A 26,527-nucleotide genomic window follows, 5' to 3' on the forward strand; every position below is an offset into this window, starting at 1 on the left:
ATTTTTTCGAGGGGAGGGCGCTGGCGTCAGCTTGGGCGCCAGCGGTGTTGAGGGGCGTTCGCCGGCAAGCCGGCTCCCACAGGCGGGTCAGGCTTTGCTGATGATGTTGCCGGCGTGCAGGCCGCATTCTTTCTGGGTGGCTTCTTCCCACCACCAACGGCCTTCGCGTTCGTGCTGGTTCGGCAGCACCGGGCGAGTGCAAGGCTCGCAGCCGATGCTGATAAACCCGCGCTCGTGCAGGCTGTTGTACGGCAGTTCAAGCATGCGGATGTAGCCCCAGATCTCTTCGCTGCTCATCTGTGCCAGGGGGTTGAACTTGTACAGCGTGCGCTCCGGGGTGGAGAAGGCGCTGTCGATTTCCAGTGCCGCCACCTGGCTGCGGGTGCCTGGGCTCTGGTCACGGCGCTGGCCGGTGGCCCAGGCGCTGACGGTGGACAGCTTGCGCCGCAGGGGCTCGATCTTGCGGATGCCGCAGCACTCGCCGTGGCCGTCCTTGTAGAAGCTGAACAGGCCCTTTTGCTTGACGAAGGGTTCGAGCTTGCTGTGGTCCGGCGAGATCAATTCGATGTCGATCTTGTAGTGCTCGCGCACCTGGTCGATGAACCGGTAGGTTTCCGGGTGCAGGCGGCCGGTGTCGAGGCTGAAGACTTTGACCTGCTTGTTGAGCTTCCAGGCCATGTCCACCAGCACCACGTCTTCGGCACCGCTGAAGGAGATCCACAGGTCGTCGCCGAACTGGGCGAAGGCCAGTTTGAGGATGTCCTGGGCAGATTTATTGGCATAGGTCGCGGCGAGCTCAGCGACGTCGAACGATGGGTTCATCAGGGCGGTTTCCTACAGGTCTATGGCGCTGGGCGCTCTATATGGCGGCGATGGTAACAAAATCTGTCGCCCCCTGGCGCACTCCTCTGCGTTGCGTGAGGGGTGGCGAGTCGCTAGAGTTCGGCAGTCTTTTTACTCGCTCAACTCAATAATCAAAGCAATGGGAGTGTCTTGTGGAAATTGCCTGTCTCGATCTGGAAGGTGTGCTGGTCCCGGAAATCTGGATCGCCTTTGCCGAAAAAACCGGGATTGAATCCCTCAAGGCAACCACCCGGGATATTCCCGATTACGACGTGTTGATGCAGCAGCGCCTGCGGATTCTCGACGAGCACGGCCTGAAGCTCTCGGACATTCAGGAAGTGATCGCCACCCTCAAGCCCCTGGACGGCGCCATCGAGTTCGTCGATTGGCTGCGCGAGCGCTTCCAGGTGGTGATTCTCTCCGACACCTTCTATGAATTCTCCCAGCCGCTGATGCGTCAGCTGGGTTTCCCGACCTTGCTCTGCCATCGCTTGATCACCGATGACAGCGGTCGGGTGACCGGCTATCAATTGCGCCAGAAAGACCCCAAGCGCCAATCGGTGCTGGCCTTCAAGAGCCTGTACTACCGAGTGATCGCTGCGGGGGACTCCTACAACGACACCACCATGCTCGGTGAAGCCGATGCGGGCATTCTGTTCCATGCGCCGGACAACGTGATTCGCGAGTTCCCGCAGTTCCCGGCGGTGCACACCTTTGCTGAACTCAAGCAAGAGTTCATCAAGGCTTCCAATCGCCCCCTGAGCCTGTAAACCGGTTCGCCGGCAAGCCGCTCCTACAATCCCGGTAGGAGCCGGCTTGCCGGCGAAGACGCCCTAAAGCCCCTGCAACGTCTCCAGCAACACCCGCACCTTGGTGATGGACTCCTGATACTCCGCCTGCCAGTCCGAATCCGCGACGATCCCGCCCCCGCCCCAGCAGCAGACTTGCCCGTCCTTGACCAGCAGGCTGCGGATGGCAATCGAGCTGTCCATCTCTCCGCGTACGTCCAGGTACAGCAATGAACCGCAATACAGGCCCCGGCGCGTGGGCTCCAGTTCGTCGATGATCTGCATCGCGCGAATTTTCGGTGCGCCGGTGATGGAGCCGCCGGGGAAGCTGCCGGCAATCAGGTCCAGGGCATCTTTGTCCTGCGCCAGTTCGCCGGTCACGCTGCTCACCAGGTGATGCACGTTGGGGTAGCTCTCCAGGCTGAACAACTCCGGCACCCGCACCGAGCCGATGCGGCAGGTGCGGCCCAGGTCATTGCGCAGCAGGTCGACGATCATCAGGTTTTCCGCGCGGTCTTTGGGGCTGGCCAGCAGCTCGGCGGCGTTGGCCTGATCTTCTTCGGCGTCCCGGCCCCGGGGGCGGGTGCCTTTGATCGGGCGGGTTTCCACCTGGCCCTGGCTGACTTTGACAAAACGCTCCGGCGACAGGCTGAGGATCGCGCTGCCGTCGGGCAGGCTCTGGAAGCCCGAGAAAGGTGTCGGGCAGGCCTGGCGCAGTGCGCCGTAGGCCGCCCAGGGGTCGCCCTGGCAACGGGCGCGAAAGCGCTGGGTCAGGTTGACCTGATAGCAGTCGCCGGCCTGGATGTAGCGCTGGATCTGCTCGTGGGCCCGGTGGTAGTCCTCTGGGCTGAGGTCCGGCTGCATGGCGCCATTGAGCTTGAAGTCGCTCGCGTGCACGGGGGGTGTCTGGCTGAACAGGTTCAGCAGGCGCTGGCGTTCGTCAGCCGCCACCTGCGGATGGAACACCAGTTGGCTGGTGCGTTCCTGGTGATCGCTGATCAAGGCCCAGGCGTACAAGCCCAGTTGGGCGTCCGGCAGTTGCAGGTCATCCAGGGCGCGGCTGGGCAGGCGCTCCAGGTGCCGGCCGAAGTCGTAGCTCAGGTAGCCGATCAGGCCGCCGGCAAAAGGCAGCGGACAATCCGCGGGCAGGGCGGCCGGGCCCAGTTGCTTGAGGCTGTCGCGCAGGCGTTGCAGGAACTGGGCGCCGCTTTCGTCGGCCTGGGCCGTCAGTTGGGCCAGGGGCCAGGCGCTGAGCAGGTCGAAGCGGCCGCGCTCGGCACTGGGGCGGCCGCTGTCCAGCAGCACGGCGCTGGGGGCATGGCGAAGCGCCGCAAAATAGTCGGCGGGGTCGGGGCGATAGGGCAACGGGTGCAGGGAGCAGGTCAACATGCGGGGCGGATCAGCCATGGGGAGCGCGGCTGGCGATTGTAGTCCTCTGCAAGGGGCGCTCCTAGGGGGATCTTGCGGGATGTCGGGCAGAGGCAAGGGCGGGGTCGGTGGCGAGGCCGTGAGGGCCTTCGCCACCTGGCGCGGTCAGCCCTCTACCGGAGGGATGTGGCCGAACAGCTCCTGGGCGAATTTCACCCGGTCCTCGACGGATTCGCTGATGCCCTTGGCTTTCAGTGCTTCCAGATGGGCTTCGACGGCGTGGGTGCGCAGGGTCAGGCCGCAGTCGTTGGCAATCTGGATGTTCAGGCCGGGGCGGGCATTGAGCTCAAGGATCAATGGGCCCTTTTCCTGGTCCAGGACCATGTCTACACCGATGTAACCCAGGCCGCACAGCTCGTAGCAGCCTGCCGCGAGCTTCATGAAGCCGTCCCAGTAGGGCAGTTGTACGCCGTCCACGGCGTTGGTGGTGTCGGGGTGCTTGGTGATGATGTTGTTCAGCCAGGTGCCGCGCAGGGTCAGGCCGGTGGCCAGGTCGACGCCAACGCCAATGGCGCCCTGGTGCAGGTTGGCCTTGCCGCCGGACTGGCGGGTCGGCAGGCGCAGCATGGCCATCACCGGGTAGCCCATCAGTACGATGATGCGGATGTCCGGCACGCCTTCGTAGCTGATGCTCTTGAAGATCTGGTCCGGGGTCACCCGGTACTCGATCAGCGCCCGGTCGCGGTGGCCGCCCAGGGAGTACAGGCCGGTGAGGATGCTGGAGATATGGTGCTCGATCTCTTCGTGACTGATGATCTTGCCCGACACCGTGCGATAGCGGCCCTCGAAGCGGTCGGCAATCACAATGATGCCGTCACCGCCGGCGCCCTGGGCCGGCTTGATCACGAAGTCGCTGCGCCCGCCGATGATTTCGTCGAGCTTGTCGATTTCCTTCTCGGTGGAGATCACCCCGTACAGCTCCGGCACATGGATGCCGGCCTTGATCGCCCGTTCCTTGGTGATGATCTTGTCATCCACGATCGGGTACAGGCTGCGCTTGTTGTACTTGAGCACGTAGTCGGCATTACGCCGGTTGATGCCCATGATCCCCCGGGCTTCCAGGGCTTTCCAGGTTTTCCACAGGCCGAACATCAGGAGTCAGCCTTGACGAAGGCTTTGAAGCGCACCAGCTCCGTCAGGCGGTAGCCGCGGTAGCGACCCATCGCCAGCATGAAGCCCACCAGGATCAGCAGCATCGCCGGGAAGGTGAAGACGAAGTACACCAGCTCCGGCACGCTCATGATCAGGTGCGCGAGGGACGCGGCGAACAGCGTGCCAATGGCGACTTTCATCGCATGGCCGCCGCCACGCTCTTCCCAGGTGATGGACAGGCGTTCGATGGTCATGGTCAGGATCACCATCGGGAACAGCGCCACTGACAGCCCGCGTTCCAGGCCCAGCTTGTGGCTGAACAGGCTGATGGCGGCGATCAGCACCACGACGAAGGTCAGCACCACCGACAGTCGCGGCAGCATCTGCAGCTTCAGGTGTTCCAGGTAGGAACGCAGCGACAGGCCCAGGGCGGTAATCACCGTGAACAGGATGATGCCGAAGCCCAGTTGGGTTTCGCGGAAGGCCAGGGCGATCAGCACCGGGGTGAAGGTGCCCAGGGTCTGCAGGCCGATCAGGTTGCGCAGGATCAGGATCACCAGCACGCCAATCGGGATCATCACCATGATCATGAAGGTCTGCTGGGTCTGCAGTGGCAGGCCGTACAGCGAGTATTCGAGGAAGTTGGCGTCGGTGTTCTCGTCGGTCAGCTTGGCCAGGCGAATGGCGTTCATTTCGCTGTTGTTGAGGCTGAAGGTGACGTTGGCTTTCTTGCCGCCATCGACGGTGATCAGGTTGTCGTCACCGGTCCACCACAGCAGGCGGTCGCTGGGCATGCCCTGCTCGCCGGTTTCCGGGTTGAAGTACAGCCAGTCATTGCCGTTGAAGCTGCGCAGCCAGAGTTCCGGGGTTTGCGGCTGGTCGGCCACCAGGCGAATGGTGTGGACCTTTTCCACCGGCACGTGGGCGATGGACAGCAGCAGCTCGACGATCCGCGCCTTGTGGGCGGTGGACGGGTCGCCGGCGAGCAACAGCTTCACATTGTCGTCATTGAGGTTGTTGACCCGCTTGATGGCTTCGCCGATGAAGGTCTCGACGTCGGCCGAGTGCTGGCGGATCGGCGCCAGCAGGGCTTCGGCGGCGATTTTTTCCGGGCCTTCGACGGCGATGCTGTCGCGGAAGGTCGGCCCCTTGACCTTGGTTTTCTCGGCGCTGTAGCGCTTGGTCAGCACCAGGCGGTAGTACAGGGTCTGGTTGCCCTTGGCCCGGCGTGCCGACCAGGTGACCTTGCGGTTGCCGTCGACGCGGTTCACCGCGACCCCGTAGTTATTGGAGATGAAACTCTCGTTCAGGCTCACGTAGTCGCGGCTCAGCGGCGGCACGAACATCTGGATCTTGATCGGGTCCTTGCCGTTGGCGACGAACTCGACCTTGGCGTCGATGTTCCACAGGTCGTCGGTGGCGTCTTCGGTCACGGGAATGCCGAGCACGAAAATCTGATAGGCCGTGATCGAGATGCCCAACACCACCAGGACGGCGATCAGGATTTTCAGATGAAGGGTAAGAGAGCGCATTGGAATTACTCTGCGGTTTGAACGTTGATGGCGCAGGCGGGTTTGCCAGCAGCGTATTTAAGACTGGGGTCGACCAGCGCATCGAAGCGTTTCAGTGCTTCGGAGCCGATCAGCAGCGGGTATTGGAAGGCACTGCGGTCGGTCAAGTTCACTTCGATGCTGCGCAACGCGGTGCCCATGCACACATCGAGGGTGATGACCGGACGGGCGGTGTACTTCTTGTCGTCTTCGGCATCGATGTCGCCGGCACGGCGCTTGATCTTGCTGACCCGGGCCAGCGGCCGTTCGATCGGGTGGGAGTGCGCGGCGTCGATGGCCAGGTAGAAACGTACCCAGGATTCGCCATTGCGCTTGAAGCGCTTGATGTCGCGGGCGCTGAGGGAGGCGGTCTTGGCCCCGGTGTCGAGCTTGGCCGCGACTTCCAGGTCGATGCCCGCCAGCCTCGCGTACTCATTGAGGCCGTACACGGTCTTGTCGGCGGCAGCGCTCATGCCGGGCAGGCAAAGGAGGCAGAGTAATGGGGGAAAGGCCTTGAGTCTCATAGATCCTGGTGCGTTGCATGGGTTCTTCAGTTCAAGGCGACTGGCATTGCTGCGCAAGCTCCCTCGTATGCCTGCCATATAAAGATGACAGGCAAATGCGGGCGGCATTCTAGCATGCTGGTTTTATGGCGCCAGCGTTGGGGGTTTGGGCTTTTGGGTGGTGACCTAACCTGGGGTTATTAGACGATTGTCGACAATATCTATTTTTCCTTTGACTGCTAGAGCTGATTTGGCTAGTTTTTGTCACATTGATTTTAAAGGTGTCGACAATATGCTGGATCAACTCGATCCCCCAGCGGTGGCGCAAGACGATTCCGAGACCTTATCCGAGAATGTCTTCCGTCGTATCCAGGCGGCCATCGTCAAGGGCGAGATCGCCCCGGGCAGCAAGATCTCCGAGCCGGAACTGGCGCGCACCTACGGCATCAGCCGCGGGCCGCTGCGTGAGGCCATCCACCGCCTGGAAGGCCAGCGCCTGCTGGTGCGGGTGCCTCATGTGGGCGCCCGGGTGGTGTCGCTGAGCCATGCCGAGCTGATCGAGCTCTACGAAATCCGCGAATCCCTGGAAGGCATGGCCTGTCGCCTGGCGGCGGAGCGCATGACCACGGAAGACATCGACGAGCTGCGCCGGGTGCTCGATACCCATGAACGCGATGCCGCGTTCCAGGCCGGGGTCGGTTACTACCAGCAAGAAGGCGATTTCGACTTTCACTACCGGATCATCCAGGGCAGCGGCAACCGCACCCTGACCCAGATGCTCTGCGGCGAGCTGTATCAACTGGTGCGCATGTACCGCATCCAGTTTTCTGCCACGCCCAACCGTCCACGCCAGGCCTTTGCCGAACACCACCGGATTCTCGATGCCATTGCCGATCGTGACGGCGAACTGGCCGAGCTACTGATGCGCCGCCACATCGGCGCGTCGAAACGCAACATTGCGCGTCACTTTCCAGAGTGCGCGCCCTAGAGAGGTGAGTCATGAGTTCCAATAACAAAAGCACTCCAGGCCAGCGTTTCCGCGATGCGGTCGCCAATGAACATCCACTGCAGGTGGTCGGTACCATCAACGCCAACCACGCGTTGCTGGCACAGCGCGCCGGGTTCAAGGCGATTTACCTGTCGGGTGGCGGAGTGGCGGCCGGCTCACTGGGCGTGCCGGACCTGGGCATCACCGGGCTGGATGATGTGCTGACCGACGTCCGCCGCATCACCGATGTCTGCGATTTGCCGCTGCTGGTGGACGTGGACACTGGCTTCGGCTCGTCGGCGTTCAACGTGGCGCGCACCGTGAAGTCGATGATCAAGTTCGGCGCTGCGGCGATCCACATCGAGGACCAGGTCGGCGCCAAGCGCTGTGGTCATCGTCCGAATAAAGAGATCGTGTCCCAGCAGGAAATGGTCGACCGCATCAAGGCCGCGGTCGATGCGCGCACTGATGACAGCTTCGTGATCATGGCGCGGACCGACGCCCTGGCAGTGGAGGGGTTGGAATCGGCCCTGGATCGCGCTGCCGCGTGCATCGAGGCCGGTGCCGACATGGTGTTCCCGGAAGCCATCACTGAACTTGAGATGTACAAGATTTTCGCTGACCGGGTGAAAGCCCCGATCCTGGCCAACATCACCGAATTTGGCGCCACCCCGCTGTACACCACCGAGCAGCTCGGCTCCGTGGGCGTGTCCCTGGTGCTGTACCCGCTGTCGGCGTTCCGCGCCATGAACAAGGCGGCGGAAAATGTGTTCACCGCGATCCGCCGCGACGGCACCCAGCAAAACGTCATCGACACCATGCAAACTCGCATGGAGCTGTACGACCGCATCGACTACCACGTCTTCGAGCAGAAGCTCGATGCGCTGTTTGCGCAGAAGAAAGGCTGATCCGCGAACCACGACCTGACCGTTGATGAAGTTGCCAAGTCCCTAATAAATTCAAGATTGGAGAGAGCAATGGCCGAAGCAAAAGTATTGAGTGGCGCTGGCCTGCGTGGCCAGGTGGCCGGACAAACCGCATTGTCCACCGTGGGCCAGGCCGGTGCCGGGTTGACCTACCGCGGCTATGACGTGCGTGAACTGGCTGCCGACGCGCAGTTCGAAGAAATCGCTTACCTGCTGCTGTACGGCGACCTGCCGAGCCAGGCGCAACTGAGCGCCTACCAGGACAAACTCAGCACCCTGCGCGACCTGCCCCAGGCATTGAAAGAAGTGTTGGAGCGCATTCCTGCCCAGGCGCACCCGATGGACGTGATGCGCACCGGTTGCTCGTTCCTGGGCAACCTCGAACCGGAGAAGGACTTCTCCGAGCAACACGACGCCACCGACCGCCTGTTGGCCGCATTTCCGGCAATCATGTGCTACTGGTACCGCTTCAGTCACGACGGTGTGCGCATCAACTGCACCAGCGACGAGCCGTCCATCGGTGGTCACTTCCTGCACCTGCTGCATGGCAAGAAGCCCAGCGACTTGCATGTGAAGGTGATGAACGTGTCGCTGATCCTCTATGCGGAGCACGAGTTCAACGCCTCGACCTTTACCGCCCGGGTGTGCGCTTCGACCCTGTCTGACTTGTACTCCTGCGTCACTGCGGCCATCGGCTCGTTGCGCGGCCCGTTGCACGGCGGCGCCAACGAAGCGGCCATGGAAATGATCGAGCGCTTTGCCTCGCCGCAAGAAGCCGTCGAGGGCACCCTCGGCATGCTGGCGCGCAAGGACAAGATCATGGGCTTCGGTCACGCGATCTATAAGGACAACGACCCGCGCAACGAGGTGATCAAGGGCTGGTCGAAAAAGCTCGCCGACGAAGTGGGCGACACCGTGCTGTTCCCGGTGTCCGAAGCCATCGACCAGACCATGTGGGAGCAGAAGAAGCTGTTCCCCAACGCCGACTTCTACCATGCCTCGGCGTACCACTTCATGGGCATCCCGACCAAGCTGTTCACGCCGATTTTCGTCTGCTCGCGCCTGACCGGCTGGGCCGCTCACGTGTTCGAGCAGCGGGCCAACAACCGCATCATCCGTCCTAGCGCCGAGTACACCGGCGTTGAACAGCGCAAGTTCGTGCCAATCGAGCGTCGCTGAGCGGTATGACTCGCCCCTTGCAGGAGCTGGCTCGCCAGCGATAGGCCCAAGCGATTGCGTCAAGTCCTGAGACGTCATCGCCAGCCAGCTCCTGCAACGCCCATGGGTCGTACCTGAAACCTACCGTGACCGAGCCTTGACCATGAACACTGAATTTCGCAAAACGCTGCCCGGCAGCGCGCTGGATTATTTCGATGCCCGCGCGGCGGTCGACAGCATCCAGCCCGGCGCCTACGACACCTTGCCCTACACCTCGCGGGTCCTGGCGGAGAACCTGGTGCGTCGCTGCGACCCGGCGACTCTGAAGGATTCCCTGAAGCAGTTTATCGAACGCAAGCGCGACCTCGATTTTCCGTGGTTCCCGGCGCGCGTCGTCTGCCATGACATCCTCGGCCAGACCGCCCTGGTGGACCTGGCGGCCTGCGCGATGCCATCGCCCTGCAAGGCGGTGATCCGGCGCAGGTGAACCCGGTGGTGCCGACCCAGTTGATCGTCGACCACTCCCTGGCGGTCGAGTCCGGCGGTTTCGATCCTCAAGCGTTCGAGAAAAACCGCGCCATCGAAGACCGGCGCAATGAAGACCGTTTCCATTTCATCAACTGGACCAAGAAGGCCTTCAAGAACGTCGATGTGATCCCGCCGGGCAACGGCATCATGCACCAGATCAACCTGGAGAAAATGTCCCCGGTGATTCAGGTGCGCGACGGCGTGGCCTTCCCGGATACCTGCGTCGGCACTGACAGCCACACACCCCACGTCGATGCGTTGGGGGTGATCGCCATTGGCGTGGGCGGCCTGGAAGCGGAGAGCGTGATGCTCGGCCGCGCCTCGTGGATGCGCCTGCCGGAAAGCGTCGGCGTCGAGCTGACGGGCAAGCTGCAGCCGGGCATTACCGCCACCGACATGGTGCTGGCCCTGACCGAATACCTGCGCAAGCAAAAAGTCGTCGGCGCCTGGCTGGAGTTCTTCGGTGAAGGTGCTGCGGCCCTGACCCTGGGCGACCGCGCGACCATCTCCAACATGGCCCCGGAATACGGCGCCACGGCGGCGATGTTCTACATCGACCAGCAAACCATCGACTACCTCAAGCTCACCGGCCGTGAAGACCAGCAGGTGCGCCTGGTGGAGCAATACGCCAAGCAGACCGGGCTCTGGGCCGACAGCCTGAAGGGCGCGCAATACGAGCGCGGCTTGAGCTTCGACCTGTCCTCGGTGGTGCGCAACATGGCCGGGCCGAGCAACCCGCACGCCCGGGTCGCCACGGCGGACCTCGCTGCCCAGGGCATTTCCGGCCACTGGGACGAAGTGCCGGGGCAGATGCCCGACGGCGCGGTGATCATCGCCGCCATCACCAGTTGCACCAACACCAGCAACCCGCGCAACGTGATTGCCGCCGGCCTGCTGGCGCGCAACGCCAACCGTCTTGGCCTGACCCGCAAACCCTGGGTCAAGTCGTCCCTGGCGCCGGGCTCCAAGACCGTGGCGCTGTACCTGGACGAAGCCGGCCTGACTTCTGAGCTGGAGCAGTTGGGTTTTGGCGTGGTGGCCTTTGCCTGCACCACGTGCAACGGCATGTCCGGCGCCCTGGACCCGGTGATCCAGCAAGAGATCATCGACCGCGACCTGTACGCCACGGCGGTGTTGTCGGGCAACCGCAACTTCGACGGGCGGATTCACCCCTACGCCAAACAGGCATTCCTCGCCTCGCCGCCATTGGTGGTGGCTTATGCGATTGCCGGGACCATCCGTTTCGACATCGAAAAAGACGTGTTGGGCGTGGACGCCTCCGGCGCTGAAATCCGCCTGAAAGACATCTGGCCCAGCGACGAAGAGATCGACGCAGTGGTCAAGTCTTCGGTCAAGCCGGAGCAGTTCCGCCAGGTCTACATCCCGATGTTCGCGATCCACGAAGACACCGGGCCGAAGGTCGCGCCACTCTACGACTGGCGCGAGATGAGCACCTACATCCGCCGTCCGCCGTATTGGGAAGGCGCCCTGGCCGGGGCTCGGCCGCTCAAGGGCATGCGCCCGCTGGCGGTGCTGCCGGACAACATCACCACCGACCACCTGTCGCCGTCCAACGCCATCATGCTGGACAGCGCGGCGGGCGAGTACCTGGCGAAAATGGGCCTGCCTGAGGAGGACTTCAACTCCTACGCCACCCACCGTGGCGACCACCTGACGGCGCAACGGGCGACCTTTGCCAACCCGAAACTGTTCAACGAAATGGTCCGGGAAAACGGCCAGGTCAAGCAGGGTTCCCTGGCACGGATCGAGCCGGAAGGCCAGGTCACGCGGATGTGGGAAGCCATCGAAACCTACATGGAACGCAAGCAGCCGTTGATCATCATCGCCGGCGCCGACTACGGCCAGGGCTCGTCCCGCGACTGGGCGGCCAAGGGCGTGCGGCTGGCGGGGGTGGAGGCGATTGCCGCTGAAGGGTTCGAGCGCATCCACCGGACCAACCTGGTGGGCATGGGCGTGCTGCCCCTGGAGTTCCTGCCGGGCACCGATCGCAAGACCCTGGGCATCGATGGCACCGAGACGTTCGATGTGCTCGGTGAGCGCACGCCGCGGGCGACGCTGACCCTGGTGATCAACCGTCACAACGGTGAACGCCTGGAAGTGCCCGTGACCTGCCGCCTGGATACCGCGGAAGAGGTGTCGATCTATGAAGCCGGTGGGGTGTTGCAACGTTTCGCCCAGGACTTCCTCGAATCGGCTGTTGCCAGTTAAGTGACGTACCGCGAGCGGGCCGCCAGGTGCCGCTCCCGGTCTTTATCAGGACCAGACATCCATGGCTTTTGTAGCGCAGATCAAGATTCCCGCCACTTACATGCGTGGTGGCACCAGCAAGGGCGTGTTCTTCCGCCTGCAGGATTTGCCCGAGGCGGCCCAACTGCCCGGCGCGGCCCGGGATGCCCTGCTATTGCGGGTGATCGGCAGCCCCGACCCTTATGACAAGCAGATCGACGGCATGGGCGGCGCCACGTCCAGTACCAGCAAGACGGTGATCCTGTCGAAAAGTATCAAGGCCGATCACGATGTGGACTACCTGTTCGGCCAGGTCGCCATCGACAAGGCCTTCGTCGACTGGAGCGGCAATTGCGGCAACCTGTCGGCGGCGGTCGGTTCCTTCGCCATCAGCAGCGGCCTGGTGGACCCCAGCCGGATTCCCCAGGACGGCGTGGCCGTGGTGCGCATCTGGCAGGCCAACATCGGCAAGACCATCATTGCCCATGTGCCGATCACCCAGGGCGAGGTTCAGGAAACCGGTGACTTCGAGCTGGACGGCGTGACCTTTGCGGCCGCCGAAGTGCAGCTGGAGTTCATGGACCCGGCCGCCGAAGAGGAGGGCGCCGGCGGTTCGATGTTCCCCACCGGCAACCTGGTGGACGACCTGGAAGTGCCGGGTGTCGGCACCTTCAAGGCGACCCTGATCAATGCCGGGATCCCGACGATTTTTATCAACGCCGGCGATGTCGGTTACCAGGGCACTGAATTGCAGGGCGCCATCAACGGTGACCCCAAGGCCTTGGCAATGTTCGAGACCATTCGTGCCCACGGTGCCTTGCGCATGGGCTTGATCCAGAATCTGGAACAGGCGGCCCAGCGTCAGCACACGCCGAAAGTGGCCTTCGTCGCGGCCCCCGCCGATTACCAGGCGTCCAGCGGCAAGGCGGTGAAGGCGGCGGAGGTGGACTTGCTGGTGCGGGCCCTGTCCATGGGCAAGCTGCACCACGCGATGATGGGCACGGCCGCCGTGGCCATTGGTACGGCGGCGGCGATTCCCGGAACCCTGGTTAACCTGGCCGCCGGCGGCGGTGAGCGCAGCGCGGTGCGCTTCGGCCATCCATCGGGCACCTTGCGCGTCGGCGCCGAAGCCAGCCAGGCCAATGGCGAGTGGAGCGTGCGCAAAGCCATCATGAGCCGCAGCGCCCGGGTGTTGATGGAAGGCTGGGTGCGAGTGCCCGGCGACAGTTTCTAAGGTTCTAACGCGAGCACCCTGACCAGGACCGGCACGCCGGCCCTGGCGCACATAACGATAATCTGATCAGCCTGACCCCGAGGATTTCACCCACACCCAAACCCTTGCTGGAGTGAACCGAACATGAGCGCCAACGTTGACCTGAACAACCGCCCCGACTACGACTCGGTGCTGCAGGACATTGCCGACTACGTCCTCAATTACCGCATCGACTCCCGGGAGGCCCTGGACACCGCCCGCAACTGCTTGATGGACACCCTGGGCTGCGGCCTGCTGGCCTTGCGCTTTCCCGAGTGCACCAAGCATTTGGGACCGCTGGTGGAGGGCACCGTGGTGCCGTTCGGCGCCCGGGTGCCCGGCACCAGCTACCGCCTGGACCCGGTCAAGGCGGCCTGGGACATCGGCTGCATCGTGCGTTGGCTGGACTACAACGACACCTGGCTGGCGGCAGAGTGGGGCCACCCTTCGGACAACCTTGGCGGCATTCTCGCAGTGGCCGATCACCTGTCACAAAAACGCGTGGCCAATGGCGAAGCACCGTTGACCGTGCGCGCGGTGCTGGACGCCATGATAATGGCCCACGAGATCCAGGGTGTGATGGCCCTGGAAAACGCCTTCAACCGTGTCGGGCTCGACCATGTGCTGCTGGTGAAAGTCGCCTCCACCGCGGTCACGGCCAAGTTGATGGGGGCCAACCGTGAGCAACTGTTGGCGGCTTTGTCCCATGCCTTTGTCGATGGCCAGGCACTGCGCACGTATCGGCATGCGCCCAACGCTGGGTCGCGCAAGTCCTGGGCGGCGGGGGATGCATCCAGCCGCGGTGTGCGCCTGGCGGACATCGCCATGCGCGGCGAAATGGGCATTCCCGGCGTGTTGAGTGCGCCGCAATGGGGCTTCTATGACGTGCTGTTCAGTCACACCAACAAGGACCTGGCGCTCAAGCCTGAAGAGCAGCGCCGGTTCAGCCTGTCGCAGACGTACGCCAGCTACGTGATGGAAAACGTGCTGTTCAAGATCAGCTTTCCGGCCGAGTTCCATGCGCAAACCGCCTGCGAGGCGGCGGTGGCCCTGCACCCGCTGGTGCGCAATCGCCTGTCGGAGATCGAGCGGATTGTTATCACCACCCACGAATCGGCGATCCGCATCATTTCCAAGGTCGGGTCCCTGGCCAATGCGGCTGACCGTGATCATTGCCTGCAGTACATGACCGCCGTGCCCCTGGCCTTTGGCAACCTGGTGGCCGAGCACTACGAAGACAGCTTCCACAGGGCGCACCCGATCATCGACCAGTTGCGCGAGAAGATGGTGATTGTCGAGGACCCGCGTTTCACCCGGGAATACCTGGAAGCCGACAAGCGCTCCATCGCCAACGCGGTGCAGGTGTTTTTCAAGGACGGTTCCAGCACCGAGCAGGTGGTGGTCGAGTACCCCATTGGCCATCGCCGGCGCCGGGCCGAAGGCATCCCGTTGCTGGAGGACAAGTTCAAAGCCAACTTGGCGACGCGGTTTACCGCCCAGCGTTCGGCGCAGATTTTTGCCCTGTGCAAAGACCCGGAACAACTAGAGGCCACGCCGGTGCAGCGCTTTGTCGACCTGCTGGTGATTTGACGGCCGCGCCTGCAACCAAAAAGCCCGCATCAGCGGGCTTTTTTCGTCTGGCGGTCAGCGTTCGCGACGCTTGAGGCGCCAGGTCTCTGCCGGCAGCTTGGTGATGGCGAACCCTGCCAGCAGCAGGCTGGAGTAGATCAGCAATTCCCGGGACAGGGCCTGGCCTTCGTACCAGGCGCCGATGATCACAGCGAACACCGGGAAGATGATGAACACGAAGGACAAGATGATTGCGCTCAAGCGCTTGAGCAGCATGAAGTACACGATAAAACCGCCCACCGACGCCACCAGCCCCAGGTACAGCAGGGCGCCCCACGAGCGCTGGGTGATGGCGTGGAAGTCGGGTGTTTCCAGGACCCAGCCGGCGACAAACAGCATCAACCCGGCGATGCCGATGGGCAGGGTGTTGTAGGTGATGACGCTGATGGCGCTGCCCTGTTTTTTGGTCATCACGTAGCACAGGGCATGCAGCACCGCGGCGGCGAGGATCGCCAGCACGCCGAAGAACTCCGCGTGATCCAGGCGCAGGCCCTGGCTGCGCAAAATCAGGTAGAGGCTGGTAAAGCCGATGGCGATGCCGAGCACTTGCGAGGCGTGGATTTTTTCCCGCAGAAAGATCGCCGAGAACATCAGGATAAACACCGGCATGCAACTGAACAGCAAGGCGGTGAGGCCGGAAGAAACATGCATTTCCCCGTAGTTCAGCAGGTAGTAAGGCACGCCGAAGTAGCACAGGGTGACGAACACCAGGAACCCGCGCTGTGGCCGAGGAAACATCAGTGGTTCGCGGCGCAGCAGGGCAAAGCCGAGGAACAGCGGAAAGGCAATCAGGAAGCGCAGGCCGGCAGCCGTCAGCGGCGGCACGCTTTCCACGGCGATCTTGATCCCCAGCCAAGTGGTGCCCCAACTCAGGCACACCACCAGGAACAGCAGGCTGGTCACCAGCCCGGCCAGCGCCGGCCTGGAGCGACGGAGGGTGCTGGGTTGGGCGGTTGAGGCGGTCATCCTGACATTCCTTTCGTGGGGCGGAATTGACCTCTATATTGAGCGGGTCTGTTCCGGAAATTGAACCTGAATCCCACGCTATTGGGGAAAATGATGGCTGTCAAAGTAAGTATTGACACGGTGTCAATGATGCGCGCCGAGCTGCTTCAAGGCGTGGGCGCCAAGTACAAACGCCTGGCGCAGGCGATCGAAAGGGCCATCGCCGAGGGCACCTTCGAGCCCGCGGCCAAGCTGCCGCCCCATCGCTGGCTGGCGGACAAGCTGGGCGTGACCATCGGCACCATCAGTCGCGCCTACGCCGAGCTGGAACGTTTGGGTTTGGTGGTGGCGCGGGTCGGCGACGGCACTTATGTACGGCACTCGGGCCTGCAGCGCCCGCGTGACAGTGGCTTTCGCAATGTCAGCGATGAGCCGCAGCCGTACTTCGACATGAGCCGCAACACCCATATCCCGGGACCGGAAACTCGCTTCATGGCGCAGAGCCTGCACGCCCTGGCGGAGCAGCCGCAGCGGCTGCAAGAGATCAGCCGCTACAGCGACGAGGCCGGCCTGGCCCATCACCGGGCAGCCGGTGCATGCTGGCTGTCGCAGGAGGATTTTGTCGCGCAACCCGAGCAGGTCATTTGCGTCAACGGCGCCCAGCACGGGCTGCACATTGCCTTGCTGGCGCTGCTCAAGGCGGGGGACACCTTGGTCACCGAGCAATTGACCTACCCCGGGTTGATCAGCACTGCAAGGATGCTCGGCATCAAGCTGATCGGCCTGGCGATGGACGAGGAGGGCTTGTTGCCGGCGGCGCTGGACGAGGTGTGTCGCCAGCATCGGGTGGCGGCCTTGTATTGCACCCCGACCATCCAGAACCCCACGGCCGCGGTGCAGTCGCCGGCCCGGCGTCAGGCCATTGCCGAGCTGTGCCGCCAGCACAACCTGCTGATTCTGGAAGATGAAACCCATGCGCTGCTGGTGGATCGGCGCCCGGCGCCCCTGAGTCATTTCGCCCCCGAGCGCACGGTGCTCATCAGCAGCTTGAGCAAAGCGGTGTCGGCGGGGTTGCGAGTGGGTTTTGTGCATGGCCCGCTGCCCCTGGTCGGGCGGCTGGCGGCGGCGTTGCGCGCCACCTGCTGGATGGCCACGCCCCTGAGCCTGGAGCTGGCCACGAACTGGATCGACAGTGGCGTGGCCGAGCAGTTGCGGCAGGCGCAAATCAGCGAGATCGGCCGGCGCAAGGCGCTGGTCAGTGACCTGTTGGCGGGCTTCGAGTGGCGTAGCCCGCCGGGCAGTCCGCATTTCTGGATCAGGGTGCCCGAGCCGTGGCGGGCCTCGGAAATCGAGGCCGAATTGAAGCGCAATCACTACCTGGTGGCCACGGCTGAGGCCTTTGCCGTGGGCCAGGCCGCTGTGGCGCAATACCTTCGCGCCAGTGTCTGCAACACCCAGGCGGACGATGCTCGGCTACAGGAAGGATTTGCGGCCCTGGGGCGGGCGTTGGCGCCTTTGTAGGCGCCGGTTTTGCTGGCGAGGGGATTAGGGCGGGGCGGTTATTTGAAGCGCCGTTCCACGCCTTTTTCCACGAGGATCTTCGCCGAAATCTCTTCCACGGAAAAATGCGTGGAGTTGATGTGGGGAATGTTCTCGCGGCGGAACAGATTCTCCACTTCCCGCACTTCGAATTCGCACTGGGCGTAGCTGGAGTAGCGGCTGTTGGGCTTGCGCTCGTTGCGGATGGCGGTGAGGCGGTCCGGGTCGATGGTCAGGCCGAACAGTTTGTGCTGGTGGGCGCGCAGGGCTGCGGGCAGTTGCAGGCGCTCCATGTCGTCTTCGGTCAGCGGGTAGTTGGCCGCGCGGATGCCGAATTGCATGGCCATGTACAGGCAGGTCGGGGTCTTGCCGCAGCGCGATACGCCCACCAGGATCAGGTCGGCCTTGTCGTAATAGTGGGTGCGGGCACCGTCGTCGTTGTCCAGGGCGAAGTTCACCGCCTCGATGCGCTCCATGTAGTTGGAGTTGTGGCCGATGGAATGGGACTTGCCCACCGAGTACGACGAGTGCTCGGTCAGTTCCTGCTCCAGGGGCGCGAGGAAGGTGGAGAAGATGTCGATCATGAAACCATTGGAGGTCGCGAGGATCTCACGGATGTCTTGGTTGACGATGGTGTCGAAGATAATCGGCCGAAATCCGTCTTTTTCGGCGGCGATATTGATTTGTTGTACCATGGCCCGCGCTTTTTCCACGCTGTCGATGTAGGGCCGCGTGAATTTGTTGAAGGTAATGTTTTCGAACTGCGCCAACAGGCTTTGGCCCAGGGTTTCGGCTGTGATGCCGGTGCCGTCGGAAATAAAGAAAGCAGATCGTTTCATTTGCGGCTTGGGCCTTAAGCTGGTGACGATTCTTGGATATGATAGGCGCGATTTGTCGGCCGGGAATGGCCCGCATTCTCACTTATTTTCCAGGTCCAGGCCATACAGCGGGCGAACGCTCCAACGAGCAGCCCGCTTCTGAGCTTTTCCAACACAGTTAGTGGAGAGATCACCTTGGTAGAGTACGTAGTTTCCCTCGATAAGCTCGGCGTCCATGATGTAGAGCATGTGGGGGGCAAGAACGCATCCCTCGGCGAGATGATCAGCAACCTCGCGGGTGCGGGCGTATCGGTCCCTGGTGGCTTTGCCACGACGGCTCAGGCTTATCGTGATTTCCTCGAGCTGAGCGGCCTCAACGACCAGATCCACGCCGCGCTCGATGCGCTGGACGTCGACGACGTCAACGCCCTCGCCAAGACCGGCGCCCAGATCCGCCAGTGGATCATGGAAGCCGAATTCCCCGAACAACTGAACGCCGAAATTCGTACCGCCTTCGCCGCACTGTCGGCCGGCAACCCAGACATGGCGGTGGCCGTGCGCTCCTCGGCCACCGCCGAAGACCTGCCAGACGCTTCCTTCGCGGGCCAGCAGGAAACCTTCCTGAACATCCGTGGCGTCGAGAACGTCATCCGCGCGGCCAAGGAAGTGTTCGCTTCCCTGTTCAACGATCGGGCCATTTCCTACCGCGTGCACCAGGGCTTCGACCACAAACTGGTCGCCCTGTCTGCCGGCGTGCAGCGCATGGTGCGTTCGGAAACCGGCACAGCCGGCGTGATGTTCACCCTCGACACCGAGTCGGGCTTCCGTGACGTGGTGTTTATCACCGGCGCCTACGGCCTGGGCGAAACCGTCGTACAAGGCGCGGTCAACCCGGACGAATTCTACGTTCACAAAAACACCCTGGAAGCCGGTCGCCCTGCGATCCTGCGCCGCAACCTGGGCAGCAAAGCCATCAAGATGATCTACGGCGACGAAGCCAAGGCCGGCCGTTCGGTGAAAACCGTCGACGTCGACAAGGCTGATCGCGCCCGTTTCTGCCTGACTGACGCTGAAGTCAGCGAGCTGGCCAAGCAGGCGATGATCATCGAGAAGCACTACAAGTGCCCAATGGACATCGAATGGGCCAAAGACGGCGATGACGGCAAGCTGTACATCGTCCAGGCCCGTCCTGAAACCGTGAAGAGCCGTACTTCGGCCAACGTTATGGAGCGCTACCTGCTCAAGGAAACCGGCACGGTGCTGGTGGAAGGCCGTGCCATCGGCCAGCGCATCGGCGCGGGCAAGGTGCGGATCATCAGGGACGTGTCGGAAATGGACAAAGTCCAGCCCGGCGACGTACTGGTTTCCGACATGACCGACCCGGACTGGGAACCGGTGATGAAGCGCGCCAGCGCCATCGTGACCAACCGTGGCGGTCGTACCTGCCACGCAGCGATCATCGCTCGCGAGTTGGGGATCCCGGCTGTTGTAGGTTGCGGCAACGCCACCCAACTGCTGAAGGATGGCCAGGGCGTGACTGTGTCCTGCGCTGAAGGCGACACCGGTTTCATCTTCGAAGGCGAGCTGGGCTTCGACATCAAGCAGAACTCGGTGGATGCCATGCCGGACCTGCCGTTCAAGATCATGATGAACGTCGGCAACCCTGATCGTGCCTTCGACTTCGCCCAGTTGCCGAACGCCGGGGTGGGCCTGGCCCGTCTGGAGTTCATCATCAACCGCATGATCGGTGTGCACCCCAAGGCCTTGCTGAACTACGCCGGGCTGCCGCTGGACATCAAGGAAAGCGTCGACAAGCGCATTGCCGGCTACAACGACCCGGTGGACTTCTACGTCGACAAGCTGGTGGAAGGCATCAGCACCCTGGCTGCGGCATTCACGCCGAAGAAAGTCATCGTGCGCCTGTCGGACTTCAAGTCCAACGAATACGCCAACCTGATCGGCGGCAAGCTCTACGAGCCGGAAGAAGAAAACCCGATGCTGGGCTTCCGTGGTGCGTCGCGTTACATCAGCGAGTCCTTCCGTGACTGCTTCGAACTCGAGTGCCGCGCCCTCAAGCGCGTGCGCAACGAGATGGGCCTGACCAACGTCGAAATCATGGTGCCGTTCGTTCGTACCCTGGGCGAAGCCAGCCAAGTGGTGGATCTGTTGGCCGAGAACGGCCTCAAGCGCGGCGAAAACGGCCTGCGCGTGATCATGATGTGCGAGCTGCCGTCCAACGCGATCCTCGCCGAAGAGTTCCTCGAGTACTTCGACGGGTTCTCCATCGGTTCCAACGACCTGACCCAGCTGACCCTGGGCCTGGACCGTGACTCCGGGATCATTGCCCACCTGTTCGATGAGCGGAACCCGGCGGTGAAGAAGCTGCTGGCCAACGCCATTGCTGCCTGCAACAAGGCCGGCAAGTACATCGGCATTTGCGGCCAGGGCCCTTCGGACCACCCGGACCTGGCCAAGTGGCTGATGGAGCAGGGCATCGAAAGCGTTTCGTTGAACCCGGACTCCGTGTTGGAAACCTGGTTCTTCCTGGCTGAAGGTCAAGCCGCAGGCTGATCCGTGGAGCAAGTGCCGGTCGGTCTGAGCGCTGACCGGCACTTTACGATTCAAGCAGGGCGAGCTCCTTCCGGGTGCCGCCCTTTTTTGTGCAAGAAGATTATGCAAAGCAGCAGTGATTTGTTTCCCGTCGCCTTGATCAGTGCAGAACGTCGAGGCGACCTGAGTGAAGACGTCTACCGCCTGAAACCCGGCAACAGCCCGGACCCTTCTGTGGAGCTGGCCGTTACCCGTCTGGGCCTGGCCGATGAGCCCGAAGCCCGCGGGATTCCGGTGATTTTGCTTCACGGCAGTTTTTCCAACCGGCGCTTCTGGTATTCGCCTAAAGGGCTGGGGCTGGGGGCTTACCTGACGCGCGCCGGTTTCGACGTGTGGATTCCAGAGATGCGCGGTCATGGCCTGTCCCGGCGCAACGCCGATTACCGCAAGAATCGCGTGGCCGACTACGCCCGTTACGATTTGCCGGCCATCGGCGCCTTTGTGCGCGAGCAAAGCGGGCAGGTTCCCCACTGGATCGGCCATTCCCTGGGCGGCACCACCTTGGCCGCGGCCCTGGGCGGGCATTACTTGGGTGAGCCGGCTGTGGCGTCAGCGGCGTTTTTCGGCAGCCAGATCAGCCGTACTTACTGGCCGTTGAAGATTCCGCCGGTGGAATGGGGCGGGCGCTTGATCCTCAAGCGGTTTGCCCAACTGTCGGGGTCACGGCTCAAGCGCGGCCCGGAGGACGAGCCCATTGGCCTGGCCCTGGAAAGCATGCGCTGGCACGGCTTGTTTGGTCGCTTCGGCGACGCGCAGAAGGATTGGTGGGCGGGCCTGGCCGAGGTGACGGTTCCGGTCCTGGCAGTCAGTGCAGCCGGCGATCACCAAGACCCGACCTGGGCCTGCCGCAAGCTCTTCGAGCAGATGGGGGCCGAGCACAAGCAGTTCATCTGCCTGGGGCGTGACCAGGGTTTCAGCGGTAATTTCGGTCATGTGGAGATGTTGGTGAGCAAAGAGGCGCAGACTGAAGTGTGGCCGCTGGTCGCACGCTGGCTGCAGGACCCACAGGCGCCGCTGTTGGCGACAGCCGTGGAGCAGACGGTAACGGTTTGAGGCGAAGGCTCTGACAAGGGCATTTCGCTCTGTTCGGCTTGCGGCTAAGATATGACGCGTTACGCTTTTCTGGTCATATTCAGTTGTTTTGGCAACATTCTGTTCGTTCTTAAAGGGTGACGCCGGAGATCTACCTCACTTTCTATCGTGTTCTTTCTGCTACAGGAGTTTCTCGATGAACCATTACCTGACACCTGACCTGTGCGACGCCTACCCGGACCTGGTGCAAGTGGTTGAGCCCATGTTCAGCAACTTTGGTGGCCGCGATTCCTTTGGTGGCGAAATCGTCACCATCAAGTGCTTCGAGGACAACTCCCTGGTCAAGGAGCAGGTCGAGCTCAAGGGCAATGGCAAGGTGTTGGTGGTCGATGGCGGAGGCTCCCTGCGGCGGGCCTTGCTCGGCGACATGCTGGCCGAGAAAGCGGCGAAGAACGGTTGGGAGGGGCTGGTGGTCTATGGCTGCATTCGCGACGTGGACGTGATCGCTCAAACCGACCTGGGGGTCCAGGCCCTGGCCAGTCACCCGATGAAGACCGACAAGCGCGGCATTGGTGATCTGAACGTGGCGGTGACCTTTGCTGGTGTGACCTTCCGTCCGGGCGAGTATGTCTACGCCGACAACAACGGGGTGATCGTGTCGCCCAGCCCCCTGAAAATGCCTGAATAAACAGTCGACCTAGCAAGGGATGAGGATGTTCGAGGAAGAAAACGCGCAGTGGGGGCTGGTGCATGCCCTGGTGCTGGATGGTAAAGGCGGTGCGCGTTCGATTGCCCGGACTGAGCTCGACGATCTGCAACTGCAAGCCCATGAAAGCCTCTGGTTGCATTGGGATCGCAGTCATCCGCAAACCCAGACCTGGCTGCGCCGCTCCAGTGGCCTGAGTGCCTTCAGCTGTGACTTGCTGCTTGAGGAAAACACCCGGCCGCGCCTGTTGGCGTTGCCGGACTCCGAACTCTTGCTGTTCTTGCGCGGGATCAACCTCAACCCGGGGGCCGAGCCGGAAGACATGGTGTCGGTGCGTATCTTCGCCTCCGCCCAACGGGTGATCTCCCTGCGTTTGCGTCCCTTGCGCGCCACGGACGAATTGCTGGTGCAACTGGCCGAAGGCAAGGGGCCGAAAAACGCCTCTGAACTCATCCTTTATATGGCTGAATACCTGACCCACAAAGTGCAGGATCTGGTCAGCGACCTGTCTGAAGTGGTCGATGAAGAAGAAGAAAAGCTGGACGCCGACGAACGGTATACCCCCGAGCACGGGAGCATTTTGCAGATCCGTCGTCGGGCTGCCGGACTCAAGCGCTTCCTGGCCCCGCAGCGGGATATTTTTGGCCAGTTGAGCCGCAGCAAATTGCCCTGGTTCGCCGATGACGATGGCGACTACTGGAACGAATTGAACAACAGCCTGACCCGTTACCTGGAAGAGCTGGAACTGACCCGAGAGCGCGTGGGGCTTGCGCTGGAGGCCGAAGACCGGCGTTTGAGCGTGCGCATGAATCGCACCATGTACCGCTTTGGGGTGATCACCGGGATCTTTCTGCCGATGAGTTTTCTCACCGGTTTGTTGGGGATCAACGTGGGCGGTATTCCGTTCTCTTCGAGCCCCTACGGTTTTGCCATTGCCTGCCTGATGATGGTTTCGGTGGCGCTGGGGCAGTGGTGGTTATTCCGTCGTTTGCGCTGGGTCTGACACATGAGCCATGTGACCCGAATAAATTTGATCGCGTCTTTCACAGACATCACGAGAGGTGCGTATGCACGATCCGTTTGAACAGTCTTTGCGTGACATGCTCAAGGCCACGCCGTCCAGCCGAGACGACGATGCTTGCCTTGGCCGCGTACTGAAAACCGCCAACCGCCAGGTGGGTGCAGGCGACCTGTTCAGCTTGCTGGGCCGCTGGCTGCCGGCGCTGATGATCGCCCTCAATAACGGCTCGGCCCATATCGCGCCGGTGTCCCGTCGTAAACCTACTGCTCGCATTGCTGATAAGGCTGATTGAATATGGAACTTGATCTCTGGACTCAGAGCCTGGTCACTGCGATGACTGCCTTGTGGACCAAGGTGGCGAACTTCATTCCCAACCTGTTTGGCGCCCTGGTAGTGCTGCTGCTGGGTTTTGTCGTGGCCAAGCTGCTCGACACCTTGCTGTCCAAGCTGCTGGCCAAGCTGGGCCTGGATCGCCTGATGGGCGGCACCGGCTTGACCAAGCTGCTGTCGCGCGCCGGCCTCAAGGTGCCGATTTCCACGTTGATCGGCAAGATCGTGTATTGGTTCGTGTTGCTGATTTTCCTGGTTTCCGCTGCCGAATCCCTTGGTCTTGAGCGCGTTTCGGCTACGCTCGATATGCTCGCGCTGTATTTGCCGAAGGTTTTCGGCGCTGCGCTGGTGCTGCTGGTGGGGGTTTTGCTGGCGCAATTGGCCAATGGCCTGGTGCGCGGCGCGGCTGAAGGGGTAGGGCTGGACTACGCCAGCGGCCTGGGGCGAATTGCCCAGGGGCTGGTGATCATCATCAGTATTTCTGTAGCGATCAGTCAGTTGGAGGTCAAAACCGACCTGCTCAACCACGTGATCGTGATTGTGTTGATTACCGTTGGTCTGGCGGTTGCGCTGGCGATGGGCTTGGGAAGTCGGGAAATTGCCGGGCAGATTCTTGCCGGGATCTATGTGCGTGAGTTGTACCAGGTTGGGCAACAAGTGCGAGTTGGCGAGGTCGAAGGCCAGATCGAAGAGATCGGCACGGTTAAAACTACATTGCTGACCGACGAGGGTGAGCTAGTCTCTCTCTCCAATCGGATCCTGCTGGAACAGCATGTAAGTAGCCGCTAACCCGGCAAACCCTGCTAATGTATGCCGCCGCAAAAATGCCCCCCACCGGGCTGCGGCGGACATTGACCTGACTGTCGGCACGACTCGTTTTGAATAAAGCTCAATCGCTATCCACGCGCTACGACCCCCGCGAGCTCTCTGATGAGGAGTTGGTTGCGCGCTCGCATTCCGAGCTGTTTCACGTCACCCGCGCCTATGAAGAGTTGATGCGGCGCTATCAGAGAACCCTGTTTAATGTTTGTGCGCGTTATTTAGGGAACGATCGCGATGCGGACGATGTCTGTCAGGAAGTGATGCTGAAGGTGCTGTATGGCCTTAAGAACTTTGAGGGTAAATCGAAGTTCAAGACATGGCTATATAGCATCACCTACAACGAATGCATCACGCAGTATCGAAAGGAACGGCGCAAGCGTCGCTTGATGGACGCTTTAAGTCTTGACCCCCTCGAGGAGGCCTCTGAAGAAAAGGCGCCGAAACCTGAGGAAAAGGGCGGACTTGATCGCTGGTTGGTGCATGTCAACCCGATTGATCGGGAGATTCTGGTGCTACGTTTTGTCGCAGAGCTGGAGTTCCAAGAGATCGCGGACATCATGCACATGGGTTTGAGTGCTACAAAAATGCGTTACAAACGTGCTCTAGATAAATTGCGTGAGAAATTTGCAGGCATTGCTGAAACTTAGTTCGGCGCAAATATCTCTTACGTCTAGGTGAGTTCTGATAGACTTGCCGCCGAGTTGTCCCCCGGTATGTGGGACTGCTTTACAATCACCAGATGGGGATTTAACGGATGAAACTGAAAAACACCTTGGGCATTGCCATTGGTTCTATTGTTGCCGTGACTTCGTTCGGCGTTCTGGCGCAAGGCCAAGGCGCGGTCGAGGGTGAACTGTTTTACAAAAAACAGTACAACGACAGCGTTAATCACGTTGAAGACGGCTTCAACCCAGGCGCATCGATCGGTTACTTCCTGACCGACGACCTGTCGTTGAATGCTACCTACGACAAGACCAACCACACCCGTTCGAACGACGGTACTGGTAACCAGAAAATCAAGGGCGACAACTTCGGCCTGAACGCTCAGTACCACTTTGGTACCGTGGGTGACGCTCTGCGTCCATACGTTTCCGGCGGTGTTGCTCACAAGAGCATGACCAACGTGATCGCTGACGGTCACAGCGGCCGCGACCAGTCGACTTTCCTGACTGCAGGCGCCGGTGTTAAGTACTACTTCACCGACAACCTGTTCGCCCGTGCCGGTGTTGAAGCTGACTACAAACTGGACAACGGCAAGTGGGACTACGCTCCTACCGTTGGTCTGGGTGTGAACTTCGGCGGCAGCGGTGGCAAAGTTGCTCCAGCACCTGCCCCAGCACCAGCTCCAGTAGCTGAGCCAGCTCCAGAAGCTCCAGTAGCTGAAGTGGTTCGCGTTGAGCTGGACGTTAAGTTCGACTTCGACAAGTCCGTCGTTAAGCCTAACAGCTACGCTGACATCAAGAACCTGGCTGATTTCATGAATCAGTACCCACAAACCACCACCGTTGTTGAAGGTCACACTGACTCCGTCGGTCCTGACGCTTACAACCAGAAGCTGTCTGAGCGTCGCGCTAGCGCCGTTAAACAAGTTCTGGTCAACCAATACGGTGTTGGCGCTAACCGCGTTCAATCCGTTGGTTACGGTGAGTCCCGCCCAGTTGCCGACAACGCAACTGAAGCTGGCCGCGCTGTTAACCGTCGCGTAGAAGCGTCGGTAGAAGCTCAAGCTAAGTAATTAGCCTGCAGCTCTGAAAAACCCGGCCTAGGCCGGG

General features: G+C 61.8%; 22 protein-coding genes and 1 pseudogene. 16 read left to right on the top strand and 7 right to left on the bottom strand.

Annotated elements, in window-relative coordinates:
• Positions 1–87 precede the first annotated feature (87 nt).
• Positions 88–822, bottom strand: coding sequence for a phosphoadenylyl-sulfate reductase (locus M1B35_RS09400; protein ID WP_123330499.1), 735 nt, complete (start codon positions 820–822; stop codon positions 88–90).
• Between the two features lie 173 nt (positions 823–995).
• On the opposite strand from M1B35_RS09400, the gene thrH reads away from it, so the two are divergent.
• Positions 996–1,613, top strand: coding sequence for a bifunctional phosphoserine phosphatase/homoserine phosphotransferase ThrH (gene thrH / locus M1B35_RS09405; RefSeq protein WP_268261761.1), 618 nt, complete (start codon positions 996–998; stop codon positions 1,611–1,613).
• Positions 1,614–1,676: 63 nt separating this feature from the next.
• Here the strand turns inward: thrH and pabB are convergent, their stop codons facing one another.
• The 4 genes from pabB to rloA form a co-directional block, all read right to left on the bottom strand.
• The gene (gene pabB, locus M1B35_RS09410; RefSeq protein ID WP_268261772.1) at positions 1,677–3,020 is read right to left on the bottom strand and encodes an aminodeoxychorismate synthase component I; all 1,344 of its coding nucleotides are present in this window, start codon (positions 3,018–3,020) and stop codon (positions 1,677–1,679) included.
• A gap of 144 nt (positions 3,021–3,164) precedes the next feature.
• The gene (locus M1B35_RS09415; protein WP_268261762.1) at positions 3,165–4,151 is read right to left on the bottom strand and encodes an alpha-L-glutamate ligase-like protein; all 987 of its coding nucleotides are present in this window, start codon (positions 4,149–4,151) and stop codon (positions 3,165–3,167) included.
• Positions 4,151–5,683 (bottom strand): osmotic stress tolerance membrane protein RloB, encoded by a 1,533-nt coding sequence (gene rloB, locus M1B35_RS09420; RefSeq protein ID WP_123330507.1) that lies wholly within the window; start codon positions 5,681–5,683, stop codon positions 4,151–4,153. The genes M1B35_RS09415 and rloB overlap by 1 nt, the downstream gene beginning before the upstream one ends.
• Positions 5,684–5,688: 5 nt before the next feature.
• Positions 5,689–6,225 (bottom strand): retropepsin-like aspartic peptidase RloA, encoded by a 537-nt coding sequence (gene rloA, locus M1B35_RS09425; RefSeq protein ID WP_123330509.1) that lies wholly within the window; start codon positions 6,223–6,225, stop codon positions 5,689–5,691.
• Between the two features lie 271 nt (positions 6,226–6,496).
• Here rloA and M1B35_RS09430 point away from each other — a divergent pair, with 271 nt between their 5' ends.
• The 6 genes and pseudogenes from M1B35_RS09430 to prpD all read left to right on the top strand — a co-directional run bounded on the left by M1B35_RS09430 (position 6,497) and on the right by prpD (position 14,893).
• A complete protein-coding gene (locus M1B35_RS09430) occupies positions 6,497–7,192 on the top strand; it encodes a GntR family transcriptional regulator (protein ID WP_123330511.1) in 696 nt (231 codons plus the stop codon).
• Between the two features lie 11 nt (positions 7,193–7,203).
• The gene (prpB, locus tag M1B35_RS09435; protein ID WP_123330513.1) at positions 7,204–8,100 is read left to right on the top strand and encodes a methylisocitrate lyase; all 897 of its coding nucleotides are present in this window, start codon (positions 7,204–7,206) and stop codon (positions 8,098–8,100) included.
• Positions 8,101–8,169: 69 nt separating this feature from the next.
• Positions 8,170–9,297, top strand: coding sequence for a bifunctional 2-methylcitrate synthase/citrate synthase (gene prpC / locus M1B35_RS09440; RefSeq protein WP_268261763.1), 1,128 nt, complete (start codon positions 8,170–8,172; stop codon positions 9,295–9,297).
• Positions 9,298–9,439: 142 nt separating this feature from the next.
• Positions 9,440–12,033 (top strand): annotated as a pseudogene (gene acnD / locus M1B35_RS09445) (Fe/S-dependent 2-methylisocitrate dehydratase AcnD).
• A 61-nt stretch (positions 12,034–12,094) separates the two neighbouring features.
• The gene (gene prpF / locus M1B35_RS09450) at positions 12,095–13,285 is read left to right on the top strand and encodes a 2-methylaconitate cis-trans isomerase PrpF (RefSeq protein WP_268261764.1); all 1,191 of its coding nucleotides are present in this window, start codon (positions 12,095–12,097) and stop codon (positions 13,283–13,285) included.
• A 123-nt stretch (positions 13,286–13,408) separates the two neighbouring features.
• On the top strand, positions 13,409–14,893 hold the full coding sequence (gene prpD, locus M1B35_RS09455) for a 2-methylcitrate dehydratase (RefSeq protein ID WP_268261765.1): 1,485 nt from the start codon (positions 13,409–13,411) through the stop codon (positions 14,891–14,893).
• Between the two features lie 54 nt (positions 14,894–14,947).
• Here prpD and M1B35_RS09460 read toward each other — a convergent pair whose 3' ends face one another.
• The gene (locus M1B35_RS09460) at positions 14,948–15,847 is read right to left on the bottom strand and encodes a DMT family transporter (protein WP_268261773.1); all 900 of its coding nucleotides are present in this window, start codon (positions 15,845–15,847) and stop codon (positions 14,948–14,950) included.
• Between the two features lie 144 nt (positions 15,848–15,991).
• Here M1B35_RS09460 and M1B35_RS09465 point away from each other — a divergent pair, with 144 nt between their 5' ends.
• Positions 15,992–17,398 carry an aminotransferase-like domain-containing protein gene (locus tag M1B35_RS09465; RefSeq protein WP_268261766.1) on the top strand — a complete coding sequence of 469 codons (1,407 nt, stop codon included), beginning with the start codon at positions 15,992–15,994 and terminating at the stop codon, positions 17,396–17,398.
• Positions 17,399–17,436: 38 nt separating this feature from the next.
• On the opposite strand, the gene ppsR is transcribed toward M1B35_RS09465, so the two are convergent.
• Positions 17,437–18,255, bottom strand: coding sequence for a posphoenolpyruvate synthetase regulatory kinase/phosphorylase PpsR (ppsR, locus tag M1B35_RS09470; RefSeq protein WP_123330525.1), 819 nt, complete (start codon positions 18,253–18,255; stop codon positions 17,437–17,439).
• A 174-nt stretch (positions 18,256–18,429) separates the two neighbouring features.
• On the opposite strand from ppsR, the gene ppsA reads away from it, so the two are divergent.
• The 8 genes from ppsA (at position 18,430) to M1B35_RS09510 (ending at position 26,490) form a co-directional block, all read left to right on the top strand.
• Entirely contained in the window at positions 18,430–20,805 is a 2,376-nt protein-coding gene (gene ppsA, locus M1B35_RS09475; protein ID WP_268261767.1) for a phosphoenolpyruvate synthase, read from the top strand.
• 102 nt (positions 20,806–20,907) lie between these two features.
• Positions 20,908–21,897, top strand: coding sequence for an alpha/beta fold hydrolase (locus M1B35_RS09480; protein WP_268261768.1), 990 nt, complete (start codon positions 20,908–20,910; stop codon positions 21,895–21,897).
• A 175-nt stretch (positions 21,898–22,072) separates the two neighbouring features.
• Complete coding sequence (gene rraA / locus M1B35_RS09485; protein ID WP_123330531.1) at positions 22,073–22,564, top strand: ribonuclease E activity regulator RraA; 492 nt, start codon at positions 22,073–22,075, stop codon at positions 22,562–22,564.
• Positions 22,565–22,589: 25 nt separating this feature from the next.
• Positions 22,590–23,585 carry a zinc transporter ZntB gene (locus M1B35_RS09490; protein WP_123330533.1) on the top strand — a complete coding sequence of 332 codons (996 nt, stop codon included), beginning with the start codon at positions 22,590–22,592 and terminating at the stop codon, positions 23,583–23,585.
• Between the two features lie 64 nt (positions 23,586–23,649).
• Positions 23,650–23,895: a CrfX protein gene (locus tag M1B35_RS09495; RefSeq protein WP_268261769.1), complete on the top strand. Its 246-nt coding sequence runs from the start codon at positions 23,650–23,652 to the stop codon at positions 23,893–23,895.
• 2 nt (positions 23,896–23,897) lie between these two features.
• Complete coding sequence (locus M1B35_RS09500) at positions 23,898–24,722, top strand: mechanosensitive ion channel family protein (RefSeq protein ID WP_123330537.1); 825 nt, start codon at positions 23,898–23,900, stop codon at positions 24,720–24,722.
• Between the two features lie 89 nt (positions 24,723–24,811).
• Positions 24,812–25,402: an RNA polymerase sigma factor SigX gene (gene sigX / locus M1B35_RS09505; protein ID WP_123330539.1), complete on the top strand. Its 591-nt coding sequence runs from the start codon at positions 24,812–24,814 to the stop codon at positions 25,400–25,402.
• Between the two features lie 107 nt (positions 25,403–25,509).
• The gene (locus tag M1B35_RS09510) at positions 25,510–26,490 is read left to right on the top strand and encodes an OmpA family protein (protein ID WP_123330541.1); all 981 of its coding nucleotides are present in this window, start codon (positions 25,510–25,512) and stop codon (positions 26,488–26,490) included.
• Positions 26,491–26,527: the final 37 nt, after the last annotated feature.

The sequence above is a fragment of the Pseudomonas morbosilactucae genome, from assembly GCF_023241665.1.
Lineage (GTDB): Bacteria > Pseudomonadota > Gammaproteobacteria > Pseudomonadales > Pseudomonadaceae > Aquipseudomonas > Aquipseudomonas morbosilactucae.

Coding starts and splice junctions, on each gene's coding strand:
- M1B35_RS09490 (WP_123330533.1), top strand. CDS start 22,590: ATGTTCGAGGAAGAAAACGCGCAGTGGGGGCTGGTGCATGCCCTGGTG.
- prpF (WP_268261764.1), top strand. CDS start 12,095: ATGGCTTTTGTAGCGCAGATCAAGATTCCCGCCACTTACATGCGTGGT.
- rloA (WP_123330509.1), bottom strand. CDS start 6,225: ATGAGACTCAAGGCCTTTCCCCCATTACTCTGCCTCCTTTGCCTGCCC.
- M1B35_RS09465 (WP_268261766.1), top strand. CDS start 15,992: ATGGCTGTCAAAGTAAGTATTGACACGGTGTCAATGATGCGCGCCGAG.
- prpC (WP_268261763.1), top strand. CDS start 8,170: ATGGCCGAAGCAAAAGTATTGAGTGGCGCTGGCCTGCGTGGCCAGGTG.
- M1B35_RS09415 (WP_268261762.1), bottom strand. CDS start 4,151: ATGTTCGGCCTGTGGAAAACCTGGAAAGCCCTGGAAGCCCGGGGGATC.
- rraA (WP_123330531.1), top strand. CDS start 22,073: ATGAACCATTACCTGACACCTGACCTGTGCGACGCCTACCCGGACCTG.
- prpB (WP_123330513.1), top strand. CDS start 7,204: ATGAGTTCCAATAACAAAAGCACTCCAGGCCAGCGTTTCCGCGATGCG.
- M1B35_RS09495 (WP_268261769.1), top strand. CDS start 23,650: ATGCACGATCCGTTTGAACAGTCTTTGCGTGACATGCTCAAGGCCACG.
- ppsR (WP_123330525.1), bottom strand. CDS start 18,255: ATGAAACGATCTGCTTTCTTTATTTCCGACGGCACCGGCATCACAGCC.
- prpD (WP_268261765.1), top strand. CDS start 13,409: ATGAGCGCCAACGTTGACCTGAACAACCGCCCCGACTACGACTCGGTG.
- M1B35_RS09500 (WP_123330537.1), top strand. CDS start 23,898: ATGGAACTTGATCTCTGGACTCAGAGCCTGGTCACTGCGATGACTGCC.
- M1B35_RS09400 (WP_123330499.1), bottom strand. CDS start 822: ATGAACCCATCGTTCGACGTCGCTGAGCTCGCCGCGACCTATGCCAAT.
- M1B35_RS09480 (WP_268261768.1), top strand. CDS start 20,908: ATGCAAAGCAGCAGTGATTTGTTTCCCGTCGCCTTGATCAGTGCAGAA.
- pabB (WP_268261772.1), bottom strand. CDS start 3,020: ATGTTGACCTGCTCCCTGCACCCGTTGCCCTATCGCCCCGACCCCGCC.
- M1B35_RS09430 (WP_123330511.1), top strand. CDS start 6,497: ATGCTGGATCAACTCGATCCCCCAGCGGTGGCGCAAGACGATTCCGAG.
- rloB (WP_123330507.1), bottom strand. CDS start 5,683: ATGCGCTCTCTTACCCTTCATCTGAAAATCCTGATCGCCGTCCTGGTG.
- M1B35_RS09510 (WP_123330541.1), top strand. CDS start 25,510: ATGAAACTGAAAAACACCTTGGGCATTGCCATTGGTTCTATTGTTGCC.